This window comes from Pseudomonas sp. GW821-FHT09D08, from assembly GCF_059416305.1.
Window position 1 is genome coordinate 1 of record NZ_JBWKOX010000008.1, and the last position, 23,277, is coordinate 23,277.

The window sequence follows — 23,277 nt, forward strand, 5'->3', positions numbered from 1 at the left end:
GAATAAAAAGGCGCGTTCAGGCAAGGAAAATCAGACACCCGGTGGGGAGGGGCGTCTAGCTGTCAGAATTGACAGTGGCGATGAGTGGTTGCCGGCGTTGACCTGCAGGAGCCTGCACGCTTGTGCGCGTGCAGGCAACGTCGGCAGGTGTAACTGACCCACCGCCATCGGGGTGCCCCCTCCCATATTGTGCCCGCGCAGGATGCTCAATCGCCGTAGATGTCGGCCTTGAAGTACTGCTGTGAAATCTTCTGGTATTCCCCACTGGCGCGAATGCCGTCGATGGCGCTGTTCAGTTCGCTGACCAGTGCGGTATTGCCCTTGCGCACCGCGATCCCGGCGCCCTCGCCCACGTATTTCGGGTCCTTGAGTTCCGGGCCGACAAACCCATAGCCCTTGCCCCGAGGCATCTGCAAAAAGTCATTCAAGGGAATGGTGTCGGCAAAGATTGCATCCAGCCGGCCTGCCGCCAGGTCCATGTAGATCTCTTCGTTATTGCTGTAGCGCTTGACGTTGATGCCCTTGGGTTCGAACACCTCGGTGGCGTAACGGTCGGTGGTGGTGGCGCGCTGCACACCCACGGTCTTGCCCTTGAGGCTGGCGTACTGGTCGTCCACCACGGCACCGTCCTTCATCACCAGGCGCGACGAGGTGAAGTAGTACTTGTGGGAGAAATCCACCGACTTCTTGCGATCGTCATTGATGGTCATGGACGACAACGCCATGTCGATTTTCTTCACCTTGAGGGAAGGAATCAGGCCGTCGAATTCACCTTCGACCCACACACACTTGACCTTCATCTGCGCACACAGCGCATTGCCGATGTCGTAGTCGAAGCCGACGATCTTGCCCTCTTCGGTCTTGGACGCAAACGGTGGGTAAGCCGCTTCGATGCCGATACGCAGGGTTTTCTCGGCGGCCAGCAGCTGGCTGGAGGCGATCAGGCCCAAGGCCAGGGCGGTGATGAGGGGGAGTTTCTTCATGGTCGTGTCTCGCGAGTTGTTATTGGTTTTGGCAAGCGTGAAGAAAAAGCTGGAGCGGGATTTTTTGTACTTATAATTCCATACTGGACTTTTACGTATCACCCGTCAATCACCCCTCGCCAGCCCTTATCGCCCATGACTTTTTTGCACAACGCTCCGGTGTTTTTGAGCGTTTTGCTCTTATTTATGCGTGCCTATACTCGGTCCAGCCTCTCGGTGCACCCGAGGGGGTCAGTCCCACAACAATAATTAAGGACACCGACCATGACCCAGTCCTTCCTGGCTGCCCGGGATTTCCTGCTCGCGCACCGCACCGACTACGCCACCGCCGCCCGCGACTTCCGCTGGCCGCAACTGGACGCCTTCAACTGGGCCATGGATTACTTCGATGCCATGGCCGAGGGCAATGCCGCCGACGCGCTGTGGATCGTCGAAGAGGACGGCAGCGAGCAGCGCTACAGCTTCCAGCAACTGGCCGCGCGTTCCAACCAGGTGGCCAACCACCTGCGCGCCCTCGGCGTGAAGCGTGGCGAGCGCGTGCTGCTGATGCTCGGCAACGATGTGGCGCTGTGGGAAACCATGCTGGCGGCCTTCAAGCTCGGCGCGGTGGTGATACCCGCCACCGCCCTGCTCAACCCCGTCGACCTGCACGACCGCATCGAGCGAGGCCAGGTCCGCCACCTGGTGGTCGGCGCGGCGCATGTCGGCAAGTTCGAGGGCCTGGGCGAAGGTTGCAGCCGCGTCTGCGTGGGGACGGCGCCGACTGGCTGGGTCGCGCACAGCGCCGCCTTCGAATACCCCGAGCGGTTCGAGGTCGAGGGCCGTACCTTGGCCACCGATCCGATGCTGCTGTATTTCACCTCCGGTACCACTTCAAAGCCGAAGATGGTGCTGCACAGCCACCAGAGCTACCCGGTCGGCCATCTGTCGACCATGTACTGGATCGGCCTGCAACCCGGCGACCTGCACCTGAACATCTCCTCGCCAGGCTGGGCCAAGCATGCCTGGAGCTGCCTGTTCGCACCGTGGAATGCCGGCGCCTGCATCTTTATCCATAACGTCGCGCGGTTCAGTGCCCATGCATTGCTCGGCGCGCTGGAGCAGTACCGGGTGACCAGCCTGTGCGCCCCGCCCACGGTGTGGCGCATGCTGATCCAGGAAGACCTGGCCAGCTACAAATCGCGCCTGAACCTGCGCGAACTGGTGGGTGCCGGTGAACCGCTGAACCCGGAGATCATCGAGCAGATCCAACAGGCCTGGGGCCTGCCGCTGCGCGACGGCTTCGGCCAGTCGGAAACCACCGCCCTGGTCGGCAACACGCCGGGCCAGTTGCTCAAGCCAGGCTCCATGGGCCGCCCATTGCCGGGCTACCAGGTGGCTCTGCTGGACGCCGACGGCGTGCCGGGCACCGAGGGTGAAGTCGCCCTGCCCCTGGATATACGCCCACTGGGCCTGATGCTCGGCTACGAAGACAGCCCGGAGAAAACCGCCGAGGTGATGCGCGACGGTTACTACCGCACCGGCGACACCGCGCAGATCGACGCCGACGGCTACATCACCTTTGTCGGGCGCGCCGACGACGTGTTCAAGGCCTCCGACTACCGCATCAGCCCCTTCGAGCTGGAAAGCGCACTGATCGAACACCCGGCGGTGATGGAAGTGGCCGTGGTACCCAGCCCCGATCCGTTGCGCCTGGCGGTGCCCAAGGCGTTCCTGATCCTGGCCCACGACGCCCCTGGCAGTGCCGAGCTGGCACGCCACATCCTTGAGTTCGCCCGCGAGCACCTGGCGCCCTACAAGCGGGTGCGGCGGATCGAGTTTGTCAGCGAATTGCCCAAAACCATTTCCGGCAAGATTCGCCGGGTGGAGTTGCGGCAGATGGAGGTGGTGCGACGCCAGGGCGATACGCGGGGTGAACAGGAACACTTCGAAGAAGATTTCAGCTGAAAAAAAGCCCGGCGGCCGCTAAAGGTTCCACCGGGCAAAACGAAGCGACCAGCTTCAGAAACGCGGTTTGACGGTCTTCCAATCCGGTTGATAGCGCTGCATCTGCTTCACGTCGTCGCGCTGGCGAATGCCGCAGCTGAGGTATTGGTCATGCAGCTTGCCCAGTTGATCAGGGTCCAGTTCCAGGCCCAGCCCCGGTGCGCGGGTGATCTTCACGCAGCCGTCGACAATCGGCAGTTTGCCGCCCTTGATCACTTCTTCGTCCGGTTCTTGCCAGGGGTAGTGGGTGTCACAGGCGTAGTCGAGGTTGGGCACCGACGCGGCCACGTGGGCCATGGCCATCAGGCTGATGCCCAGGTGTGAGTTGGAGTGCATCGACACGCCCAGGCCAAAGGTCTGGCACATCTTCGCCAATACCTGGGTGTCGCGCAGGCCGCCCCAGTAATGATGGTCGGCGAGCACGATCTGCACGCTGTCCAGGGCCACGCTGCGGCGGAACTCGTCGAAATCGGTGACCACCATGTTGGTCGCCAGGGGCAAGCCGGTGCGTGTGTGCAACTCGGCCATGCCTTCCAGGCCGGGGGTCGGGTCTTCGTAATACTGCAGGTCATCGCCGAGCAGTTCGGCCATGCGGATCGAGGTTTCCAGGGACCAATTGCCATTCGGATCGATGCGCAGCGGCACGCCGGGAAAGGCCTTTTTCAAGGCCTTGATGCACGCCACTTCATGCTCAGGGTCCAGCGCACCGGCCTTGAGCTTGATGCTTTTGAAGCCATAGGTGTCGATCATCCGCCGCGCCTGGGCGACGATCTGTACTTCGTTGAGGGCTTCGCCCCAGCTGTCGGGTTTATAGGGCGAATCGATGTGCTCGGCGTACTTGAAGAACAGGTAGGCGCTGAACGGGATCCGGTCGCGGATCGCGCCGCCCAGCAGGTCCACCAGCGGCACATTCAATGAGTGCGCCTGCAGGTCGAGAAACGCCACCTCAAACGCCGAATAGGCATTGCTCACTGCCTTGCTCGCATGGGAACCGGGGGCCAGTTCGGCGCCGGCAATGCTTGCGGGTTTGTGCGCCGCCACGGTGGCCTGCACGATGGCGCGCAGGTGGTTGAGGTTGAACGGGTCGAGGCCGATCAGTTGGTCCTTGACCTGTTGCTGGATCGCCAGCGCCGGGGCATCGCCGTAGCTCTCGCCAAGGCCGATGTAGCCGGTGTCGCTCTCGATTTCGATGATCGAGCGCAGCGCGAAGGCTTCGTGGATACCGCTGGCGTTGAGCAGCGGCGGGTCGCGAAACGCGATGGGGGTGACGGTGACGCGGACGATTTTCAAGAGGCGGCTCCCTGTGGGCCTGGACGCAAGGCGTGATGATGAGTCGGTTTGGAGGTGGGCGGCACACCGGGCCGTGGTGCGGTACGCGCAAAGAACACCACCACCGCGGCCACCAGCGAAGTCGCGGCCAGGCCGTACAGCCCGCCTTCAATCGAACCGGTGGTCTGCTCCAGCAGGCCGAAGGTGGTGGGGGCAACAAAACCGCCGAGGTTGCCGACCGAATTGATCAAGGCAATCACCGCTGCGGCGATGCGCGCATCCAGGTAACCCTGGGGAATCGGCCAGAACAGCGCCGAGGCGGCCTTGAAGCCAATCGCGGCAAAACAGATGGCGACAAACGCAAACACCGGCCCGCCGGTGGTGGACATGAACATGCCGACGGCGGCGATCACCAGCATCAGCGCCACCCACGCCTGCTGGTGTTTCCACTTGCTCGCCAGGGCAGCGAACCCATACATGGCGACGATGGAAATCAACCACGGGATCGAGTTGAACAACCCCACCTGGAAGTCGCCCAGGTTGCCCATTTTCTTGATCATGCTCGGCAGCCAGAACGTGGCGCCGTAGATGGTCAGGGCGATGGAAAAGTAGATAAAGCAGAACAGCGCGATCTGTTTGTCGGCCAGCAGCTTGAACACCGACGGCCGCACGCTTTGGGTGGCTTCGCGGGCCGTTTGCTCAAGCGCGATGGCCGTCACCAACGCGTGTTTTTCTTCGTCGCTGAGCCACCTGGCCTGATGGGGGTGAGACTGCAACCAGAACCACACAAACCCGCACAACACGATGGAAGCAAAGCCCTCGATCAGGAACATCCACTGCCAGCCATGCAGGCTCAAGCCGCTGACGTTGAGCAACGCCCCCGACACCGGCCCGGAAATCACCGAGGCGACGGCCGAACCGCTGAGGAAAATCGCCATCGCCTTGCCGCGCTCGGCGGCCGGCAACCATTGGGTGAAGTAGTAGATGATGCCGGGGAAAAAACCGGCTTCGGCAGCGCCGAGCACGAAGCGCAGGATATAAAAGCTGGTTTCGCCTTGGACAAAGGCCATGGCCATCGCAGCCGCGCCCCAGGTGAACATGATGCGCGTCAACCAGGCCCGTGCGCCGTAGCGCTGCAGCAGCAGGTTGGACGGCACTTCGAAGATCGCGTAACCGATGAAAAACAACCCGGCACCCAGGCCATAGGCGGCGGCGCCAATGCCCAGGTCGGTCTCCATATGACTGCGCACGAAGCCGATATTGACCCGGTCGATGTAATTGACGATGAACATCACCACGAACAACGGCAGTACATGGCGCTTGACCTTGGCGGCTGCGCGGGCGAGCACGCTCGGGTCGGGCGGATTCTGGACGGTATCCAAGGGCAACTCCCACTCATTGTTTTTTTAGGGACGCACCGATGATGGACGCCGAGGATTGTTCCCGTCTAATCTAACTTGGCATTCGATTGATACCTGGATTAGATCAATGTTCGAACTGACGCAACTGCGCTGCTTCACCACCGTGGCCACCGAGCTGAATTTTCGCCGCGCCGCTGAACGCCTGAACATGACCCAGCCGCCCCTCAGCCGGCAGATCCAATTACTCGAACATCATCTGGGCGTGGAGCTGTTTGCCCGCACCACCCGCAGCGTGGCCCTCACCGCCGCCGGGCGCGCGTTTTTCATCGAGGCGCAGAACCTGCTGGAGCGCGCCCAGCAGGCAGCCGTGACCGCACGGCGCTTTGCCGAGGGCGATATCGGCACGGTGAATATCAGCTTCGTCGGCAGCGCGGTGTATGAGTTTTTGCCCAGGGTCATCGCCGAGGCACGGCTCAAGCAGCCCCAGGTCAAGATCGACCTCTCGGAGATGAACACCTACCAGCAATACGAAGCCCTGCGTGCGCGCCGCATCGACCTGGGCATCGTCCGCGCGCCCCTGCTGGAACCCGGTTATGCCACCGAATGCCTGGTGCGCGAGCCCTTCGTGCTGGCGGTGCCGAGCAGCCATCGACTGGCCAGCGCAGAAAGCGTCAGCGTCCACGACCTCGACGCCCAGCCCTTCCTGATGTATGCCCATGCGGCCTACCCGCCGTTCAACGAACTGCTCACCGGCCTGCTGCGCTCGGCCCGTGTCGCCCCCGAATATGTGCAGTGGCTGGGCTCGTCCCTGACCATCCTGGCCCTGGTCAACGCCGGCATGGGCTTGGCGTTGGTACCGCGTTGCGCCAGCAGCGTGGTGTTCAAGAACGTGGTGTTTCGCGATATCGACCTGGGCGAAGGCGCCCAGAGTGAACTGCACCTGATCTGGCGCGAGAACAATGACAACCCGGCATTTGCGATGTTGCTGGAGGGGATTCGTAGTGCGGTGCGTGACGGGTGGGCGGACTGACTGCAGGAGCAGGCTTGGACGACATCAAGGCCTTGCTGCCATCCACCCATCGCCACCAAACAACTGTGGCAGGGGGCTTGCTCCCGATAGCGGAGTGTCAGTCACTGTAGAGGTCGACTGACCCACCGCCATCGGAGCAGGCCGCCCTCGCCTCACGCCACCTTGAACCGATTGACCAGCCGCTGCTGGTGCTCGGCCAGGCGCGCCAGTTCCTGGCTGGTGATTGCGGTTTGCTCGGCGCCGGCACTGACCTGGATGACCAGGTCGTTGATCTCGTTGACGTTACGGTTGATGTCTTCTGAAACCGCACTCTGCTCTTCGGCCGCCGAAGCAATCTGCAGGTTGCGATCACTGATACTGGCCACGCCTTCGGCGATCTCCAACAACAATTCACCTGCACGTTCGACCTTGCGCGCGCCGTCCTGGGCCTTGCCCAGAGTCTCCTGCATGGACGAGCTCGCCCGATCCGAACCACTTTGCAGGTTGCTGATCATCTGCTGAATGTTCCCGGTGGACTCCTGGGTCTTCTGCGCAAGTACCCGCACCTCGGACGCCACCACGGCAAATCCGCGCCCATGATCCCCCGCCCGCGCCGCTTCGATGGCCGCGTTCAAGGCCAGCAGGTTGGTTTGCTCGGCAATGCCGCGAATGACGTCGAGCACGGAGGAAATCCCATCGCTTTCCTGCTTGAGTTCGCCAATGATCAGCGCGGTGTCCTCGGCCTGCCCCGAGAGCTGGCGGATCAGGGTGATGGTGCCTTCTATCTCGGTGCGCCCTTGGGTGGTGCTGGTATTGACCCGCTGCGACAGTTGCGCCGCATCGTTGGTGCTGTGCGCCACCTCGCGCACGGTGGCGCTCATCTGGTTGATCGCCGTGGCCACCAGCTCGGTGCTTTGACGCTGTTGCTCGACGCTCTGGCTGGTCTGCATCGTCACCGTGGAAGACTCCTCCGCCGCCGTTGCAACCTGTGCGGTGGCGTTGCCGATTTCCTGCACCACGCCACTGATCTCTTGCGCCATGCGGTTAAGGTTGCGCGAGATCTGACCGAATTCATCCTTGCTGTCATAAGTCGCCCGCGCACTGAGATCGCGCTGCGCCAGGTCATTGAGCACACGGTTGAGGTCGCGCACCGCCGAATCGATCATGCGGATGATCAGCCAGGACAACACCGCCACCGCCAGCAGGGACACGATCACTGCGCCAACGGTCAGCCACAGGGCGCGGCGGGCGTCATCCCGCTCGTGCATCGCCAGGCTGCTGACACTTTGGCCCAGGGCTTCCTCCACTTGGCTCATCAGGTCAATGCGTTGGGTAGAGGTTTCAAACCAGGCTTCGGGTTTGATCCCCAGCGCCTGCCCCATCGGCACCTCAAACGCCAGGCGCTGCAACTTGGCGACTTCGACAGCGGCAGGTTGCTGCATTTGCGTATCGAACTGCGCCAGCGAGGCCGCGGGTGCTTTGCGTCGGAACGCATCGTAGTAGGCGCCGAACTCGCCCAGGTTGCGGCTGAAGCGCGACAACAGCGCTTCATCGAAATGCTCCTGGGCGAAGACCAGGCCCAGCACCACGCGCTCACGCCCGGCCCGCTCTTTCATTTCGATAAATTGATTCAGTGCGCCGAGTGCGTAAACGATGGTCGCGTTGTTGACGCTCGCTTCCAGGGAATGGGTGTAACCGGTCAGCACTTGAATGATCTCGGTATACCGCGCGCCGGATTCGGTGCTGTCGATACTCAGTTTATCGACCTGCCCACGCATCGCCGGCAACTGGTCCAGGGCCCGCAGGACGTTGTCCAGGTTCGCACCGCCGGAAGTGGACAAACCGCGCACCACCTCGACCGCCGCGCTGGAGTCCCTGCGCATCTGCACCATCCGCTCGCCCATGGACTTGCCGCCACTGCCGAGGAACACGCCACTGGCACCGCGCTCGCGCTGCAGCGTGGTAATCAATTGGCTCAACTTCTGGGCGGTGGCGCTGGCCATCACCGTGGTGTTCATGTCACGCAGCGTTTTGTAATTGTCCACCACAAACACGCCGGCCAGGGTCAGGAACCCGAGCATGGGCAGCAGCAGAATCAACAACAGTTTCAGACGCAGCGGAGCGTTCTTAAGCATTTCCCTAAAGCCTCATGTCCATGGATCAGACTGGCGCCTGTCACGCCAAGATAGTGGCGCCATAATATCACCCATAAAAACGGCGCTACCGCTCTCGGACGGTCATCTGGAGCCAATAGGGGATTGTACTGACCCAGATCAATAAACCCTCACAAACCAATCGGCTGCCGGCCCCTGTGTTGATCAACCACCTTGATTGACTGACTCAATCCTCTCGAATACTTGCCTGATCCTCCGAATGTTCGGTTTTTTCGTAGATGGCCCTTGTGCCCTGATCTAGAGTTCGACAATGGGCGCCCGTCGCCTTTCTTATAAGAAACACGCCATCCCGACCGATGATCAGCAGGTGAGCCAGCCATGGAATTACGCATCAACCAAAAGACCTATCAGGTCGACGCCGACGCCGACACGCCGCTGCTGTGGGTGATCCGCGATGACCTCGGGCTGACCGGCACCAAGTACGGCTGCGGCCTGGCCCAATGCGGCGCCTGCTCGGTGCTGGTGGACGGCAATGTCGTGCGTTCGTGCGTCACGCCGGTGGCCGGGGTGGTCGGGCGTGAGATCACCACCATCGAGGCCATCGAAGCCGATGCAGTCGGCAAGCGGGTGGTCAGTGCCTGGGTCGAGCATCAGGTGGCGCAATGCGGTTACTGCCAGTCCGGGCAGGTGGTGGCGGCCACCGCGCTGCTCAAGCACACCCCCGCGCCGACCACTGCGCAAATCGACGCGGCCATGGTCAACCTGTGCCGCTGCGGTACCTACAACGCCATCCATGCCGCCATGCATGACCTGGCCGCCGGGAAGGAGAACGCCTGATGAACACGCCTGACGTCATCCCCGGCCTCACCCTGGGCGAGCCGATCAACCTGTCGCGTCGACGCTTCCTCGCCAGCACGGCCGTAGGGGCGCTGGTTATCGGTTTCGGCCTGCCGCTGGGCTCGGCCCGAGTGCAGGCCGCCAGCACCACAGAACGCGGCACCCAGGTACCGGCATTCCTGGAGATTCGCCCGGACGGTACGGTGCGCCTGCTCAGCCCCTTTATGGAAGGCGGCCAAGGCACCCACACCGCCATGGCGCAGATCGTCGGCGAAGAGCTGGATGCCGACCCCGCCACCTTTATCGTCGAAGCCGCACCACCCGGTGAGGCCTACGTGGTGATGGAGAACGGCATGCGCATCACCGGCGGCAGCATGTCGGTACGCATGAGTTACCCGGTCATGCGCCGCCTGGGCGCCCTCGCCCGCGCCATGCTGTTGCAGGCCGGCGCCGAGCAGCTCGGTGTGCCGGTGGCCCAACTGACCACCCAACCCGGCCGCGTGGTGCACACCGCCTCCGGCCGTTCCCTGGGCTACGGCGAGTTGGCCGGCCGCGCCCTGGACATGCCGGTGCCCGACCCGGCCAGCATCACCCTGCGCGACCCGAGCCAGTTCCGCTGGATCGGCAAACCGGTCAAACGCCTGGATGCCTACGACAAATCCACCGGCAAGGCGCAGTACAGCATCGACATCAAGGTCGACGGCATGCTCCACGCCGCCGTACAACATGCGCCGCGCCTGGGCATGACCGTGGGCAGCCTTCGTAACCAATCCCAGGTCGAAACCATGAAAGGCGTGCACTCAGTGCATGTGCTGCCCGGTGCGGTAGCCGTGGTGGCCGAACGCTGGTGGCACGCCAAGCGTGCGGTGGAGGCGATTCAGGTCGACTGGCAGGAACCGGCGGCCGACTCAAAGGTGCGCGGCATGCCCGCTGATTTTTCCAGCGACGGCTTTCGCGATTTCCTCGCGGCCCAGCAAGGCCCGGCCCGTGACGACGAGAACGAAGGCGATGTGGCCGGCGCGTTGAAAAACGCCAAGACCCAGGTCGAAGCCACCTACCACAACCAGTACCTCAACCATGGGCAACTGGAGCCACCGTCAGCCCTGGCGCGCTTCAACCCCGACGGTTCGTTGGAGATCTGGCTGCCCAACCAGGCACCCGATCTGTTCCGCGCCGACATCGCCAAGCGCGCCGGGCTCGACCCCGCGCAGGTGACCCTGCACTCGCCGCTGCTGGGCGGTTTTTTCGGCCGGCACTTCCTGTATGACTCGGCCAGCCCCTACCCCCAGGCGATTGCATTGGCCAAGGCGGTGGGCCGTCCGGTCAAGCTGATCTGGAGCCGTGAGGAAGAGTTCCTGCGCGACGTGCTGCGCCCGGTGGCGGTGGTCAAGTTCCGCGCCGCGCTGGACGCTGACGGCCTGCCGGTGGCGATCGAAGCGGTGAGCGCCACCGAAGGCCCTACCGAGGCCATCGCCGGCAAGCAGGGCGAAAAACTCGACCCCACCGCCCTTGAAGGCCTGTCGGGCAAGAGCTACGCCATCCCCAACAAACGCATCGCGCAGATCTACGTCAAGGGCCCGGCCATGCTCGGCTACTGGCGTTCGGTGGGCAATTCGTTGAATGACTTTTTCTACGAAGCCTTCCTCGATGAGCTGGCGGACAAAGGCGGCCGCGATCCCTATGAGCTGCGCCTGCACCTGCTGCGCGACAACCCACGGCTGACCACCCTGCTCAAGGCCGTGGGCGAGTTGTCCGGTGGCTGGAAACGGGGCCCCTACACTGCCGAAGACGGCACCCGGCGCGCACGCGGCGTGGCCATGGCCTCGCCGTTCGGCTCCCACGCGGCGGTGATCGCCGAAGTGTCGCTTGAAAACGGCCAGGTCAAGGTGCACCACATCTGGGAAGCCATCGACCCCGGCAGCATCGTCAACCCGGCGATTGTGCAAGCCCAGGTCAATGGCGCGGTGGCCTTGGGCTTATCGCAGACATTGCTGGAGGAAGCGGTGTACGTGGACGGTAAGCCACGGGCACGCAACTACGACCTTTACCCGATCCTGCCGCCCTCACGGATGGCGCAGGTGCACGTAAAGATCGTCGAGAGTGGCGAGAAGATGGGCGGCATCGGTGAGCCTCCGCTCCCCGCTGTGGCGCCAGCCGTGGTCAATGCGGTAGCGCAGTTGACCGGCCAGCGTGTTCGCAGCCTGCCATTAAGCCGACACACCTTCAGCTAACCGAGCGAGACCGCCCATGAACAACCGTCGATTCGCAAGAACCGCAGGCTGGCTGGTGCTGCCCTGCCTGGTCGCCGCCGGCCTGCTGGCCTGGTATGTCACCCGCCAGCCCGCCACACCGTTTGAGCAGGAACAGGCCGCCAGCGTCGACCCGGCACAGGTCAGTCGCGGCGAGTATGTCGCCCGCCTCAGTGACTGCGTCGCCTGCCACAGCCTGCCGGGCAAGGCGCCCTTCGCCGGGGGCCTGGAAATGGCCACGCCGCTGGGCGCCATTCACGCCACCAACATCACCCCGGACCGCACCCACGGCATCGGCACCTACAGCCTCGCCGACTTCGACCGTGCAGTGCGCCACGGCGTGGCACCGGGCGGCCGCCGGCTCTACCCGGCGATGCCCTACCCGTCTTACGCCAAGCTCAGCGACGACGATATCCGCGCGATGTATGCGTTCTTCATGCAAAGCGTACAACCGGCCAACGAGCCCAACATCCCCAGCGATATTCCCTGGCCGCTCAATCTGCGCTGGCCCATCGCCTTGTGGAACGGCCTCTTCGCGCCGACCGCCACTTACGCGGCCAAACCCAATCAGGACGCGCTATGGAACCGTGGCGCCTACATCGTCCAAGGCCCTGGCCACTGCGGCAGCTGCCACACGCCGCGCGGCCTGGCCTTCAACGAAAAAGCCCTGGACGAATCCGGCAAGCCGTTCCTCGCCGGCGCCCTGCTCGACGGCTGGTACGCACCGAGCCTGCGCCAGGACCCCAACACCGGCCTGGGGCGCTGGAGCGAGCCGCAGATCGTGCAATTCCTCAAGACCGGGCGCAACGCCCATGCGGTGGTCTACGGTTCGATGACCGAAGCCTTCAACAACTCCACGCAGTTCATGGACGACGACGACCTGGCCGCCATCGCCCGTTACCTCAAGTCACTGCCCGGCGACCCACAGCGTGACGGCACGCCCTGGCAGTACGTAGCCGCCGATACACCCCAGGACGTCCCCGGCGCCCACACCTACGCGACCCGCTGTGCCTCCTGCCATGGCCCGGACGGCAAGGGCCAGCCCGAATGGATGCCACCCCTGGCCGGCGCCACCTCGGCATTGGCCAAGGAAAGCGCCTCGGCGATCAACATCACCCTCAACGGCTCACAGCGGGTAGTCGCCGCCGGCGTACCGGACGCCTACCGCATGCCGGCGTTTCGTGAGCAACTGTCCGATGAGGAAATCGCCCAGGTGCTGACCTACGTGCGCAGCACCTGGGGCAACCACGGGGAGGCGGTCGACGCCACGGCAGTCGGCAAGCTGCGCGGGCATACCGACCCGGCCAGCAGCAGTCCGATTATTTTGCATATGCGTTGAACAGGTGCACTGAGGCCTACCCCCACTCCCGCTTGAGTTGTTCAAGGTCCAGTGCCCTATCCCTTCGGGCAAGAGTGGTTGAAGATGCATTTTCCGTTGCCAACCCCTAACGGACTCAGCGCTCGGCAACTGTTACGGGGGCGCGGAAATAGTGAGGCAGTGCCCCCCGAACTAATTTGAACGAACCCCCACGTTTATCCATCAACATTGAAGGACCTATCAGACACGAGAACGGCTTGTGTCGCTCCTACGCGAGCAACGAACCCGGCGGCCTCGACCAGGCCCCTGCTCTCTTCGCTCGCACATGACGACCTTGGGGTGAAGGCCATGGCAGCGAATAGGCGTGAAGCGTCGAAACAAACCGGCTGGGAAGCAGAGCTGGCCAGGAACACCGAACTGTTCTACGAGGCCGACCGCCTGGAAACACAGGCCTACGCCATCATAGGCAGCAGCCTGGCCGACGCCGGTGACTGGCTGCGCTTTACCGAAGCGAAACAGATAGCCGATGCAAAGCGCACCGAGGCGTATCAGGACCTGATGCGGATCCGGCGCGGCATGGAGGCTGCGCGTTCCGACTGAGGTCGCTCGGGGCGGCTGCGGCAAGATAAAAAAACCACTCGTTCGAGTGGCTTTTCTGGATTTTTACAGCGCCTCAGGAAGAAAAAACCTCCGCGCGCTGCCTTGTTGACTTTTTGTACCGGAGCGGCTGCTGCCAGGCCAACTGCGCCTGAACCTGCGCGACCGCATCCAACACCCGCTGCGCCCAGTTTTCGTCTTGAGGGTCCACCACTACCACGCGAAAACCGTGGTCATGGCCTTCACTGCGCACGCCTTCGGAGTCATCCACATGCAGGTCGATGTCGAAAGCCGGCGGGAATTTCGAGGGTGCGTTCGACAGCCCGCGTGCCGTCAGGGCATGGTTGTGCAGCACGCTATTGACCACGCCGTCGATGCGGATACCGTAGAGCATCAGCCAGCGGCGGATATACGACGGCGTGCGACCGGACGAGGTGTAGACCCAGATGCTGCAGCCCTGGCGGCGTAGCTCGCGGGTCAGGGAGCGCGTGCCGATACGCAAGGGCTCACCCAGCCAACGGTGCACGCAGGCCGGCAGCCGGCTCGGCTCGACGTCGCAGTGGTGGAGCTGGCAGGCCAGGGTGTCGTCGATATCGAAGGAAATACGGATACGCGGGCGCTGCTGCATCGGCAGGAGGCGCTGGAGGACCCGCCCTGCCCTGGCGAATACCGGAGAACCGCTCATCAATGGCCCCCTTGAGAAACGGGCTGCCGCGGGTCCTTGAGAAAAAACTTGTGCGGATCCGGCGCCTGTTCTTCCAGGAATGCGGCGTATTTTTTCTTGATCTTGGGCAATTCGTACAACGCCTTGACTCCATGTTTGGCTGAGTTGCGGATCACCGACGAAGGGTTGAAGTAGCCCTCGGCGTTCTCCAGCGTCAGCACGAACGGCGGCAGTCCTGCACGCATCAGCAAGTAGCTGACGATCAGCGAACCGCTGCGGTTGTTGCCTTCAATGAACAGCTGCGGCTTGCTGAGGATGCGTACATACACCCCGGCGGCGCGCTTCCAGACTGATTCACTGCGGTACGCGCAGTACCAGTTGTACAAGTCCTTGATGCCACCTTCGACATTGTTGAAGAAGTGTTCTTCGGTCGCCGCCAGGTGGTGGGCGTATTCCAGGCGCCGTGCCGGGTCGCTGCCACAGAGCACGGTGGCGTTGATCTCCAGCATCAGGTCCAGCTGCTGCAGGTCGAACAGGTCGACGCCCCGCGCCACATAGTCGTCAATCAGCGCGTAGCCTTCAAGCACGTTGTGCAGCACTTCGTCGGTCAACGGGTCGCGCGGCTCGGTAAAGTCCCGGCTGAGCTCGGCAAAGCGCTGTTGCACCTCACGCAGTGCGCGTTCAATCGCGGGCAAATCAAGGCGTCGTGTTGCAGGCATCGGCATTCCCATAAGCAGTGGAAAATACGGGAGCATCCCAGCTCCCGCAGGGGCATCAGCTGAACTTGCCGCTGATGTAGTCCCCGGTCATTTGTTCACGCGGGTTCTCGAAGATCTGCGCCGTCGGGCCCATCTCCACCAGGTAGCCGGTGCGCGTGCCCTGGGAAATATCCACCGAGAAAAACGCCGTGGTGTCGGCCACGCGGATGGCCTGCTGCATGTTGTGGGTCACCAGGGCGATGGTGTAGTCCTTCTTCAACTCGACCATCAATTCCTCGACGCGACGGGTGGCGATCGGGTCCAGCGCCGAGCACGGCTCGTCGAGCAACAACACTTCCGGCTCGGTGGCGATGGCGCGGGCGATGCACAGGCGTTGCTGCTGGCCACCGGACAGCGACAGGCCGCTGACCTTGAGCTTGTCCTTGACCTCATCCCACAGCGCGGCGCCTTGCAGGGCGTGCTTGACGCGGTCGCCCAGGTCGCCCTTGTAGCGGTTCAGGCGCAGGCCGAAGGCGACGTTGTCGAAGATGCTCATCGAGAACGGGTTCGGCTGCTGGAACACCATGCCGATGTAGCGGCGCACGACCACCGGGTCCACGCCCTTGCCGTAGACGTCCTGGCCGAGGAAGTGCACGTGGCCCTCGAAACGGAAGCCCTTGACCAGGTCGTTCATGCGGTTGAGGCTACGCAGCACGGTACTTTTACCGCAGCCGGAAGGGCCGATGAAGCCGGTGATCTTGTTCTTTTCGATCGGCACATGGCTGTCACGCACGGCCATGAAGTTGCCGTAGAAGATCTTGTCCAGCTTGCAGTCCATGACCACAGGCGCCTGGGTGACAAACGGAGCGGCTATTTGCGCAGTTGATACGTTCAAGATTCAGATGCTCCCGTTTTCAATACTTTGGCTTGCCGAAGATACGGCTCACGATATTCACGACCAGCACGATCATTACCAGTACCAGCGACGCCGCCCATGCGAGTTCAAGCTGGTTGTCGAAGGGCATGCCGGAGAAGTTGTAGATCAGCACGGCCAGGGAGGCCGTCGGGTTCATCACCGCCAGGCTGCCGTCGTGGTAGATCCAGTAGTTGCTGAACAGCGCGGTAAACAACAGCGGCGCGGTTTCGCCGGCGGCGCGGGCCACGGCGAGCATCACGCCGGTGAGGATTGCCGGCAGGCCGGTGGGCAGGACGATTTTCCAGATCACCTGGGAGCGGGTACAACCCATGCCGTAGGCGGCGTCCTTCATGATCTTGGGCACCATGCGCATCGACTCTTCAGCCGTCAGCACCACGATCGGCAGCATCAGCACCGCCAGTGCCACGCCACCGGCCGGGGCCGAGTAGGTGCCGGTGGTCATCACCACCAGGGCGTAGGCAAACACACCGGCCAGAATCGACGGCAGGCCGGTGAGCATCTTCGCGGCAAAACGCGCGGCGTTCGCCAGCTTGCTGTCCGGGCCCAGTTCGGCGAGGAAGATCGCCGCCATGATGCCGACCGGCACGGCGATGGCAGCGGCAATGCCGACCATCACGAAGGTACCGGCCATCGCGTTGCCGAAACCGCCGCCGGTCTCGAAACCGGTGGGTGGCAGCTCGGTGAACACTTCAAGGCTCAGGCGCGCACCGCCGCGGGTGATGAGCATGTAGAGCACGGAAATCAGCGGTACGCTGGCCAGCAGCGCGCCCGCCCAGACCAGGGTGGTCAACACCAGGCTGCGCAGGGCACGGCCTTCGAACCGGCGCTGGAGGCTGGGCATTGCGCCTGCGGGGGACGTCAGGTCGGTTGCAGCAGTGAGGTCAGTCATCACTTATTACCCCGTTGGGCGTACATCATGATCATGGAGCCGAAGATGTTGACGATCAGCGTGATCAACATCAGCACCAGTGCGGCGTACATCAATACTTCGATCTCGTTCGGCCCGGCTTCGGGGAAGTTCAGCGCCAGCAAGGCCGCCAGGGTGTTGGCCGGTGCGAACAGCGACAGCGAGATGTTGTTGGCGTTGCCCACCAGCATGGCCAGGGCCATGGTTTCACCGAGTGCGCGGCCCAGGCCCAAGACCAGGGAACCGAAGATGCCGGTGGCGGCGGACGGCACCATCACCTTGAGAATCGCTTCCCAGTGGGTGGTCCCCATGCCGTAAGCGGCTTGCTTGGTTTTCATCGGCACGGCGGTGAGCGCATCCTGCGACACGGCGGCGATGGTCGGCAAAATCATGATGGCCAGTACCAGCGCCGCCGGGAGCAACCCCGGCCCGCTCAGGGACGTGCCGAAAAAGGGGATCCAACCAAGTTCAGTGTTCAACCATGCGGTCAACGGCCGGATCGCCGGGATGACCACGTAAATGCCCCAGAGGCCGTAAACGACGCTGGGGATGGCCGCGAGCAGTTCGACGATGGTACGAAACACCGCCGCCAGCTTCGCCGGCAAAAAATCCTGGGTGAGGAAAATCGCCATGCTGACGCCGAAAACACCTGCGATCAGCAACGCGATAAAGGCACTGTAGAGCGTGCCCCAGATGGCCGGCAGAATGCCGTACTTGCCTTGGTTGACATCCCAGACGCTGCCCAGCAGCACGTCAAACCCATGCTTTTCCATGCCTGGAAGGGCCTTGCGCCCGACTTCGAACACCAGGGCAAACACCAACGCCAGCACCAGAACCACGCCTATTCGTGCAAGCGCACGGAAGGTGCGATCAACCAGGAAATCCTTCGCAGAAGGTGGCTGGCAGGCAGAATCCGGGTTACCCGGTACGACAAACGGTGTGTTCATTGGCTAATTCCGGAACAGGGGGGTAACCCTCCCGGCCGGGCTGACAGCGCCCGCCGAGAGAGGCCTCACAAGCGTTACTGGATGTTGGCGGACGCTTTACGAACCTGATCGACCACCGACTTCGGCAGCGGGATATAGCCCATCGAATCGGCGATTTTCTGCCCTTCGGTCAGGCTGTACTCGACCATTTCACGCATGGCCTTGGCCTTGGCCGGGTTGCCGTTGTCCTTGCGGAAGATCATCCAGGTGTAGGACGTGATCGGGTAGGACTTGGCGCCGTCCGGGTCCGGCAGCCAGGCCACCAGGCTTTCCGGCATTTTCACTGCCGCCAGGGCTTCGGCACCGCTTTCGGCGTTAGGTACCACGTACTTGCCGGCCTTGTTCTGCAACTGGGCAAAGTCAACCTTGGCCAGCTTGGCGAAGCCGTATTCGATGTAGCCAATCGCGCCTGGGGTCTGGCGTACGGTGGCGGTCACACCATCGTTCTTCGGCGACTTGATGAATTTGTCGCTGGCTGGCCAGTTGACGGTGTTGCCTTCACCCAAGTCCTTCTGGAACTGCGGGTTGATGGCCGCCAAGTGCTTGGTGAATACGGCTGTGGTGCCGCTGGAGTCTGCACGCACGACCACGGTGATCGGCATGTCCGGCAGTTTCAGGCCAGGGTTGGCGGCGACGATCTGCGGATCGTTCCACTTGGTGATCTTGCCCAGGAAGATGTTGGAGTACACATCCCGTGGCAACTTAAGTTCTTTAGGATTGCCCGGCAGGTTGAACGCCAGGACGATTTCGCCTGCGGTCATCGGCAGCAACTGCACGCCTTCGGCGACCTTGGCGATGTCTTCGTCCTTCATGGCCGAGTCACTGGCGGCGAAGTCCACGGTTTTGTTCAGGAAGTCCTGTACACCCGCGCCACTGCCTTTGGACTGGTAGTCAACCGTGACGCCTTCGGTCTTCTTGCTGAAATCCTTGAACCAGGTGAGGTAGATCGGCGCTGGGAAACTGGCGCCAGAACCTGTCAGACGGACGTTCTCGGCAGCAAATACCGAGGTGGCACTTAGAGAAACCGCAACGGCGAGTGCAGCTGACTTCATCAGACGTTTCATTCAGGGAAATCCTTGTGATTACGGGCTCCCGGAACTTTGCAGCAGCTTTGTTACGCTTTTATGAAAATTGGGTGGCAAACCGCTATTTCGTCCCGTCTTTCCGCCGCAGCCACGTATTTCGATGTAATTGGTTGGTAACAAAATGCGACTAAGACTTTGCCATCTCCCCCCACGACGCGAGTGCCTCCCATGTCTGCAGTAGACGACGCCTTGATCCAGCGCATCCACCGAGAGCTGCTGGATCACAGTGACGAAGAGCTGGAACTGGAATTATCCGAAGACGGGCACGATCTCAACGCACTGTTCGACGAGCACGTCGAGGAAAGCCCCGAGAAGGCCGCGCGCAGGATTTACTTCAGCGAACTGTTCCGCCTGCAAGGTGAACTGGTGAAGCTGCAAAGCTGGGTAGTCAAGACCGGCGCCAAGGTGGTGATCCTGTTCGAAGGGCGTGATGCCGCCGGCAAAGGCGGTGTGATCAAGCGCATTACCCAGCGCCTCAACCCGCGGGTCTGCCGCGTCGCCGCCCTGCCCGCGCCCAACGACCGCGAACAGACGCAGTGGTACTTCCAGCGGTATGTCTCGCACCTGCCAGCCGCGGGTGAAATCGTGCTGTTCGACCGCAGCTGGTACAACCGCGCGGGTGTCGAACAAGTCATGGGCTTTTGCAACGAAGACCAGTACGAGGAATTCTTCCGCACCGTGCCGGAGTTCGAACGCATGCTCGCCCGCTCCGGCATCCAGTTGATCAAATACTGGTTCTCCATTTCCGATCAGGAACAGCACCTGCGCTTTCTCAGCCGCATTCACGATCCGCTCAAACAGTGGAAACTCAGCCCCATGGACCTAGAGTCGCGCCGGCGCTGGGAGGCGTACACCAAGGCCAAGGAAGTCATGCTCGAGCGCACCCACATCGCCGAAGCGCCATGGTGGGTGGTGCAGGCCGACGACAAAAAGAAAGCCCGCCTCAACTGCATCCACCACCTGCTCGGGCAAATGCCTTATGAGGAAGTGGAACTGCCGGTGATCGAGCTGCCGCAACGGGTCAGGCAGGAGGACTACTCGCGCAATCCGACACCGGTGGACATCATCGTGCCTCAGGTCTATTAACGCAGGACGCAATAGATTCCCCAGGGGTAGTTAAGCGCGAACACCGTATGTGGTGAGCGGGCTTGCCCCGCGCTGGGCTGCGTAGCAGCCCCAATAAGAACGCTGCAGTGTGCCAGACAGTTCCGGGGCTGTGTTTTGGGGCTGCTGCGCAGCCCAGCGCGGGGCAAGCCCGCTCACTACAAGGGTCCATTCGCCATAACGTTTGCGCTTACGGTGACGGCTGCACATCCTTGAACACGAGCCCTTGGCTATCGCTGACCTGCCATGGGTTGGCAGCGCCGGTCTGGCTGAAGACCACGTGGTCGAAGCGTGAGTCTTTCAGTCCATCGATACGCGCCTTGGCCGCGCCGCGAAAGCGCACGCGCTCGAACACCAGGCCCTGATGGTAGGCGTTGTGCAAGGCATCACCCTTGACCTCGATCGCCGCTCCCTGGGCATTCTCGACGCTCACGTCGCTCACCCGGATGTCCTTGAACTGCCCCGCGATGGTTGAGCGCTGATAGTCGAGCTTGGCGTTCGGGTCGTTGTAGTCGAGGGTAAAAATGAACGCCTGCTTGACGGTATTGCGGATCGCCGAGTCGCGGAATGTGACGTTGCGCGCGCCGCCGCCCATGAAGTTGGTGCTCTTCATGCGCAGCCCGGCATCGGTACCGTCCGACACGTTGTCTTCGGCCAGGATGTTCTGGATCCAGGCGCCGGTGTGGCTGCCGGCGACCACCATGCCATGACCCTTGCGGAAGTAGTTGTTGAAGATCCACGCGTCTTCCTGCGGCGGCTGGTGCACGGCATCGGCACCGGTGCCGGCCGCGAAATTCACGCAGTCATCGCCGGTGTCGAAGAAGTTGTTGAACACCATCGCGCCCTTGCTGTTGGCGAACTCGATGCCGTCGCCGTTGTTGGCGTCGTAGGTCGTGTGGGTGGTGTTGGCCAGCACCACGTTTTCGGTCTCCAGGTTCATGATGCCGTGGAACGCCGGGTTCACCACGGTGAAGCCGCCGTAGAACACATTCTTCACATTGCGCAGGGTGATCAGCGAGGAGCGCATCTGCCCGTAGGCATCCTTGACGTTCATGCCGCGCGCCACGGCCTGTTCCACCTGCGCCTTGGCGAGGATGCCGTCCCGGGCATAGCGGGTATTGTCGCTGGGCAGGTAGAACGGCAGTGCCTGGCCACGTTCGTCGACGACATCGGCGTTGCGCTTCCAGCCATTGCCATCGAGGGTGCCCTGGCCGACGATGCGGATGTTTTCGAATGACTGATGCTGGCGCGGATCACGGGGCAACGCGTTGATCAGCGAGGCCGGGCGCACAGTGGTGGAATACGGATACTGGATGTAGCCGGCCAGCGGGTAATCTTCGGCGCGCTCGGAGCCGAGCAGGGTCGCGCCTTCGGCGATCTCCAGGGTCATGTTGCTCTTGAGGTAGAGCGCGCCGCTTTTGTAGGTGCCTTCAGGCAACAAGACTTTGCAACCGACGGTGCAGGCATCGATGGCGTTCTGGATCGCCTGGGTATCGAGGTGACTGCCGTCGCCTTTGGCGCCGTACTTTTTCACGTCAAATACCGCCGCAACCGGGGTGGTGCGTTGCAGCACCGGGGCGCTGTCCGCGGATTCCTTGCCGTTGCCGTCCACCGAACGCACGGTGAAACGGTACGCCGTGTCGGGCTTCAAGCCTCGGGCAGTAAAGCTGTGAATGCCGATGCGATGGTGGAAGTTGGCGGTGTCTTGCCGATAAAACTGGTCGATATAGGGTTTGGCCGGTGACACCTGGTCATTATTGGCATTGGCGCTGCCCAGCAGCGTGCCGTTGGCGTAGACCCGGTAATCCTTGATGCCGGCATGCTCGGCAGGTTTTTCCCACACCAGGATGATTTGCCGGTCATCAAAGGCCAGGGTCGGTACTTGCAGTTTTGACGGGGCTTGCAGCGCCCATGACAGCGGGCTGCAACCGAGGACCACCAGGGCCAGCGCGCAACGCACCGGTCTTTTTTCCGAGGGTTGATACGGCATGTTGTTCTCCTTGTTTTTGCCGGTATTCACACCGAGGGGCGCTACATCTGCCGCCCGGTTTTTTCGAGGTAGTTGATAAGGCGGTTGCAGGAGCGGGCTTGCCCGCGAAACGCGTCAACGAACACACGCGTTACCGGGTGGCCCGAGTCGTCTGTGGTTTTTTCGCGAGCAAGCTCGCTCCTACAAGGGGCTTACTGGGCGCCCAGCGCCTTGATCAGCACGTCCAACTGCTCCACTTCTTCAGGCAGCAAGTCGGTCAACGGCGCGCGCACCGGGCCGGCGTCATGACCGACCAGGCGTGCACCGGCCTTGACGATACTCACGCCATAGCCTTCGCAGCGGTTGCGGATCGCCAGGTACGGCAGGAAGAAATCATCGATCAAGCGGCCCACGGTGGCGTGGTCGTCGGCGGCCACGGCACGGTAGAAATCCATCGCGGTTTTCGGGATGAAGTTGAACACCGCCGAGGAATACACCGGCACGCCCAGGGCCTTGTAGGCCGCAGCATAGACTTCGGCGGTCGGCAGCCCGCCGAGGTAGGTCAGGCGGTCGCCGAGGCGACGACGGATCGACACCATGGATTCGACTTCACCAATGCCATCCTTGAAGCCGATCAGGTTCGGGCAGCGCTCGGCCAGCTGCTCGAGGCTGTCGGCATTGAGACGGCACAGGTTGCGATTGTACACCACCACGCCGAAATCCACCGAATTGCACACCTGCTCAACATGGGCCACCAGGCCTTTCTGGCTGGCTTCGGTGAGGTAGTGAGGCATCAGCAGAATACCGGCGGCACCGAGGCGCTCGGCCTCCTGGGCATAGGCGATGGCCTGGCGTGTCGGGCCCCCTGCCCCGGCGAGGATGGGCACCTGGCCCCTGCAGGTGTCCACCGCAGTCTTGATGATCTGCGTGTATTCCTTGGCTTCCAGGGAGAAGAATTCCCCGGTGCCCCCGGCCGCGAACAACGCGCTGGCGCCGTAGGGTGCCAGCCATTCCAGGCGGCGGGCATAGGTGTCGGCACGGAAGTCACCGGCCGCGTCAAAGTCGGTAACCGGGAACGAGAGCAAGCCGGAAGACAGGACTGTTTTTAGTTCTTGTGGCGTCATGTTCGCAAACCTCAAATCAAAAAATAAAGGGATACCTTAAGAGGTACGTCATCGTACAACTATAAATGATTGTTAGCTAG

At 62.4% G+C, this 23,277-nt stretch carries 19 protein-coding genes; 7 read left to right on the forward strand and 12 right to left on the reverse strand.

What is annotated here, in order from left to right:
• Positions 1–206: 206 nt before the first annotated feature.
• Complete coding sequence (locus tag AC07OP_RS15720; protein WP_098479831.1) at positions 207–983, reverse strand: ABC transporter substrate-binding protein; 777 nt, start codon at positions 981–983, stop codon at positions 207–209.
• 264 nt (positions 984–1,247) lie between these two features.
• On the opposite strand from AC07OP_RS15720, the gene AC07OP_RS15725 reads away from it, so the two are divergent.
• Positions 1,248–2,930, forward strand: coding sequence for an AMP-binding protein (locus AC07OP_RS15725; RefSeq protein ID WP_495101947.1), 1,683 nt, complete (start codon positions 1,248–1,250; stop codon positions 2,928–2,930).
• 54 nt (positions 2,931–2,984) lie between these two features.
• On the opposite strand, the gene AC07OP_RS15730 is transcribed toward AC07OP_RS15725, so the two are convergent.
• Entirely contained in the window at positions 2,985–4,259 is a 1,275-nt protein-coding gene (locus tag AC07OP_RS15730; RefSeq protein WP_115489155.1) for a glucarate dehydratase family protein, read from the reverse strand.
• Positions 4,256–5,620 carry an MFS transporter gene (locus tag AC07OP_RS15735; RefSeq protein ID WP_495101946.1) on the reverse strand — a complete coding sequence of 455 codons (1,365 nt, stop codon included), beginning with the start codon at positions 5,618–5,620 and terminating at the stop codon, positions 4,256–4,258. The genes AC07OP_RS15730 and AC07OP_RS15735 overlap by 4 nt, the downstream gene beginning before the upstream one ends.
• Before the next feature lie 106 nt (positions 5,621–5,726).
• Here AC07OP_RS15735 and AC07OP_RS15740 point away from each other — a divergent pair, with 106 nt between their 5' ends.
• Complete coding sequence (locus AC07OP_RS15740; RefSeq protein WP_495101945.1) at positions 5,727–6,629, forward strand: LysR family transcriptional regulator; 903 nt, start codon at positions 5,727–5,729, stop codon at positions 6,627–6,629.
• Between the two features lie 152 nt (positions 6,630–6,781).
• On the opposite strand, the gene AC07OP_RS15745 is transcribed toward AC07OP_RS15740, so the two are convergent.
• Positions 6,782–8,689, reverse strand: a complete 1,908-nt coding sequence (locus AC07OP_RS15745) for a methyl-accepting chemotaxis protein (RefSeq protein ID WP_495101949.1) — start codon at positions 8,687–8,689, stop codon at positions 6,782–6,784.
• Positions 8,690–9,100: 411 nt separating this feature from the next.
• Here AC07OP_RS15745 and AC07OP_RS15750 point away from each other — a divergent pair, with 411 nt between their 5' ends.
• The 4 genes from AC07OP_RS15750 (at position 9,101) to AC07OP_RS15765 (ending at position 13,726) form a co-directional block, all read left to right on the forward strand.
• A complete protein-coding gene (locus AC07OP_RS15750; RefSeq protein WP_495101944.1) occupies positions 9,101–9,559 on the forward strand; it encodes a (2Fe-2S)-binding protein in 459 nt (152 codons plus the stop codon).
• Positions 9,559–11,790, forward strand: a complete 2,232-nt coding sequence (locus tag AC07OP_RS15755; protein WP_495101943.1) for a xanthine dehydrogenase family protein molybdopterin-binding subunit — start codon at positions 9,559–9,561, stop codon at positions 11,788–11,790. Before AC07OP_RS15750 ends, AC07OP_RS15755 begins: the two co-directional genes overlap by 1 nt.
• A 16-nt stretch (positions 11,791–11,806) precedes the next feature.
• A complete protein-coding gene (locus AC07OP_RS15760) occupies positions 11,807–13,147 on the forward strand; it encodes a c-type cytochrome (protein ID WP_495101942.1) in 1,341 nt (446 codons plus the stop codon).
• Positions 13,148–13,474: 327 nt separating this feature from the next.
• Positions 13,475–13,726, forward strand: coding sequence for a hypothetical protein (locus AC07OP_RS15765; RefSeq protein ID WP_053139889.1), 252 nt, complete (start codon positions 13,475–13,477; stop codon positions 13,724–13,726).
• A 73-nt stretch (positions 13,727–13,799) separates the two neighbouring features.
• Here the strand turns inward: AC07OP_RS15765 and AC07OP_RS15770 are convergent, their stop codons facing one another.
• From AC07OP_RS15770 to pstS, 6 genes are all read right to left on the reverse strand, one after another.
• Positions 13,800–14,408 carry a hypothetical protein gene (locus AC07OP_RS15770; protein WP_495101941.1) on the reverse strand — a complete coding sequence of 203 codons (609 nt, stop codon included), beginning with the start codon at positions 14,406–14,408 and terminating at the stop codon, positions 13,800–13,802.
• Positions 14,408–15,106, reverse strand: a complete 699-nt coding sequence (locus AC07OP_RS15775; protein WP_065939674.1) for a hypothetical protein — start codon at positions 15,104–15,106, stop codon at positions 14,408–14,410. The genes AC07OP_RS15770 and AC07OP_RS15775 overlap by 1 nt, the downstream gene beginning before the upstream one ends.
• A gap of 55 nt (positions 15,107–15,161) precedes the next feature.
• Positions 15,162–15,923, reverse strand: a complete 762-nt coding sequence (pstB, locus tag AC07OP_RS15780; RefSeq protein ID WP_010210300.1) for a phosphate ABC transporter ATP-binding protein PstB — start codon at positions 15,921–15,923, stop codon at positions 15,162–15,164.
• 76 nt (positions 15,924–15,999) lie between these two features.
• Positions 16,000–16,911 (reverse strand): phosphate ABC transporter permease PstA, encoded by a 912-nt coding sequence (gene pstA / locus AC07OP_RS15785; protein WP_027603518.1) that lies wholly within the window; start codon positions 16,909–16,911, stop codon positions 16,000–16,002.
• Positions 16,911–17,876 (reverse strand): phosphate ABC transporter permease subunit PstC, encoded by a 966-nt coding sequence (gene pstC / locus AC07OP_RS15790; RefSeq protein ID WP_027603517.1) that lies wholly within the window; start codon positions 17,874–17,876, stop codon positions 16,911–16,913. Before pstC ends, pstA begins: the two co-directional genes overlap by 1 nt.
• A 74-nt stretch (positions 17,877–17,950) precedes the next feature.
• Positions 17,951–18,979 (reverse strand): phosphate ABC transporter substrate-binding protein PstS, encoded by a 1,029-nt coding sequence (gene pstS / locus AC07OP_RS15795; protein ID WP_027603516.1) that lies wholly within the window; start codon positions 18,977–18,979, stop codon positions 17,951–17,953.
• A gap of 189 nt (positions 18,980–19,168) precedes the next feature.
• Here pstS and ppk2 point away from each other — a divergent pair, with 189 nt between their 5' ends.
• The gene (gene ppk2, locus AC07OP_RS15800) at positions 19,169–20,086 is read left to right on the forward strand and encodes a polyphosphate kinase 2 (protein ID WP_065939673.1); all 918 of its coding nucleotides are present in this window, start codon (positions 19,169–19,171) and stop codon (positions 20,084–20,086) included.
• A 208-nt stretch (positions 20,087–20,294) separates the two neighbouring features.
• Here ppk2 and AC07OP_RS15805 read toward each other — a convergent pair whose 3' ends face one another.
• Positions 20,295–22,094 (reverse strand): glycosyl hydrolase family 28 protein, encoded by a 1,800-nt coding sequence (locus AC07OP_RS15805; RefSeq protein ID WP_495101940.1) that lies wholly within the window; start codon positions 22,092–22,094, stop codon positions 20,295–20,297.
• A gap of 191 nt (positions 22,095–22,285) precedes the next feature.
• Positions 22,286–23,197 (reverse strand): 5-dehydro-4-deoxyglucarate dehydratase, encoded by a 912-nt coding sequence (kdgD, locus tag AC07OP_RS15810; RefSeq protein WP_065923974.1) that lies wholly within the window; start codon positions 23,195–23,197, stop codon positions 22,286–22,288.
• Positions 23,198–23,277: the final 80 nt, after the last annotated feature.

Excerpts from the sequence above, each read along its gene's own strand:
- AC07OP_RS15720 (WP_098479831.1), bottom strand. The coding sequence starts at position 983 with ATGAAGAAACTCCCCCTCATCACCGCCCTGGCCTTGGGCCTGATCGCC.
- AC07OP_RS15725 (WP_495101947.1), top strand. The coding sequence starts at position 1,248 with ATGACCCAGTCCTTCCTGGCTGCCCGGGATTTCCTGCTCGCGCACCGC.
- AC07OP_RS15740 (WP_495101945.1), top strand. The coding sequence starts at position 5,727 with ATGTTCGAACTGACGCAACTGCGCTGCTTCACCACCGTGGCCACCGAG.
- AC07OP_RS15745 (WP_495101949.1), bottom strand. The coding sequence starts at position 8,689 with ATGCTCGGGTTCCTGACCCTGGCCGGCGTGTTTGTGGTGGACAATTAC.
- AC07OP_RS15750 (WP_495101944.1), top strand. The coding sequence starts at position 9,101 with ATGGAATTACGCATCAACCAAAAGACCTATCAGGTCGACGCCGACGCC.
- AC07OP_RS15755 (WP_495101943.1), top strand. The coding sequence starts at position 9,559 with ATGAACACGCCTGACGTCATCCCCGGCCTCACCCTGGGCGAGCCGATC.
- AC07OP_RS15760 (WP_495101942.1), top strand. The coding sequence starts at position 11,807 with ATGAACAACCGTCGATTCGCAAGAACCGCAGGCTGGCTGGTGCTGCCC.
- AC07OP_RS15765 (WP_053139889.1), top strand. The coding sequence starts at position 13,475 with ATGGCAGCGAATAGGCGTGAAGCGTCGAAACAAACCGGCTGGGAAGCA.
- AC07OP_RS15770 (WP_495101941.1), bottom strand. The coding sequence starts at position 14,408 with ATGAGCGGTTCTCCGGTATTCGCCAGGGCAGGGCGGGTCCTCCAGCGC.
- AC07OP_RS15775 (WP_065939674.1), bottom strand. The coding sequence starts at position 15,106 with ATGCCTGCAACACGACGCCTTGATTTGCCCGCGATTGAACGCGCACTG.
- pstB (WP_010210300.1), bottom strand. The coding sequence starts at position 15,923 with ATGGACTGCAAGCTGGACAAGATCTTCTACGGCAACTTCATGGCCGTG.
- pstA (WP_027603518.1), bottom strand. The coding sequence starts at position 16,911 with ATGACTGACCTCACTGCTGCAACCGACCTGACGTCCCCCGCAGGCGCA.
- pstC (WP_027603517.1), bottom strand. The coding sequence starts at position 17,876 with ATGAACACACCGTTTGTCGTACCGGGTAACCCGGATTCTGCCTGCCAG.
- pstS (WP_027603516.1), bottom strand. The coding sequence starts at position 18,979 with ATGAAACGTCTGATGAAGTCAGCTGCACTCGCCGTTGCGGTTTCTCTA.
- ppk2 (WP_065939673.1), top strand. The coding sequence starts at position 19,169 with ATGTCTGCAGTAGACGACGCCTTGATCCAGCGCATCCACCGAGAGCTG.
- AC07OP_RS15805 (WP_495101940.1), bottom strand. The coding sequence starts at position 22,094 with ATGCCGTATCAACCCTCGGAAAAAAGACCGGTGCGTTGCGCGCTGGCC.
- kdgD (WP_065923974.1), bottom strand. The coding sequence starts at position 23,197 with ATGACGCCACAAGAACTAAAAACAGTCCTGTCTTCCGGCTTGCTCTCG.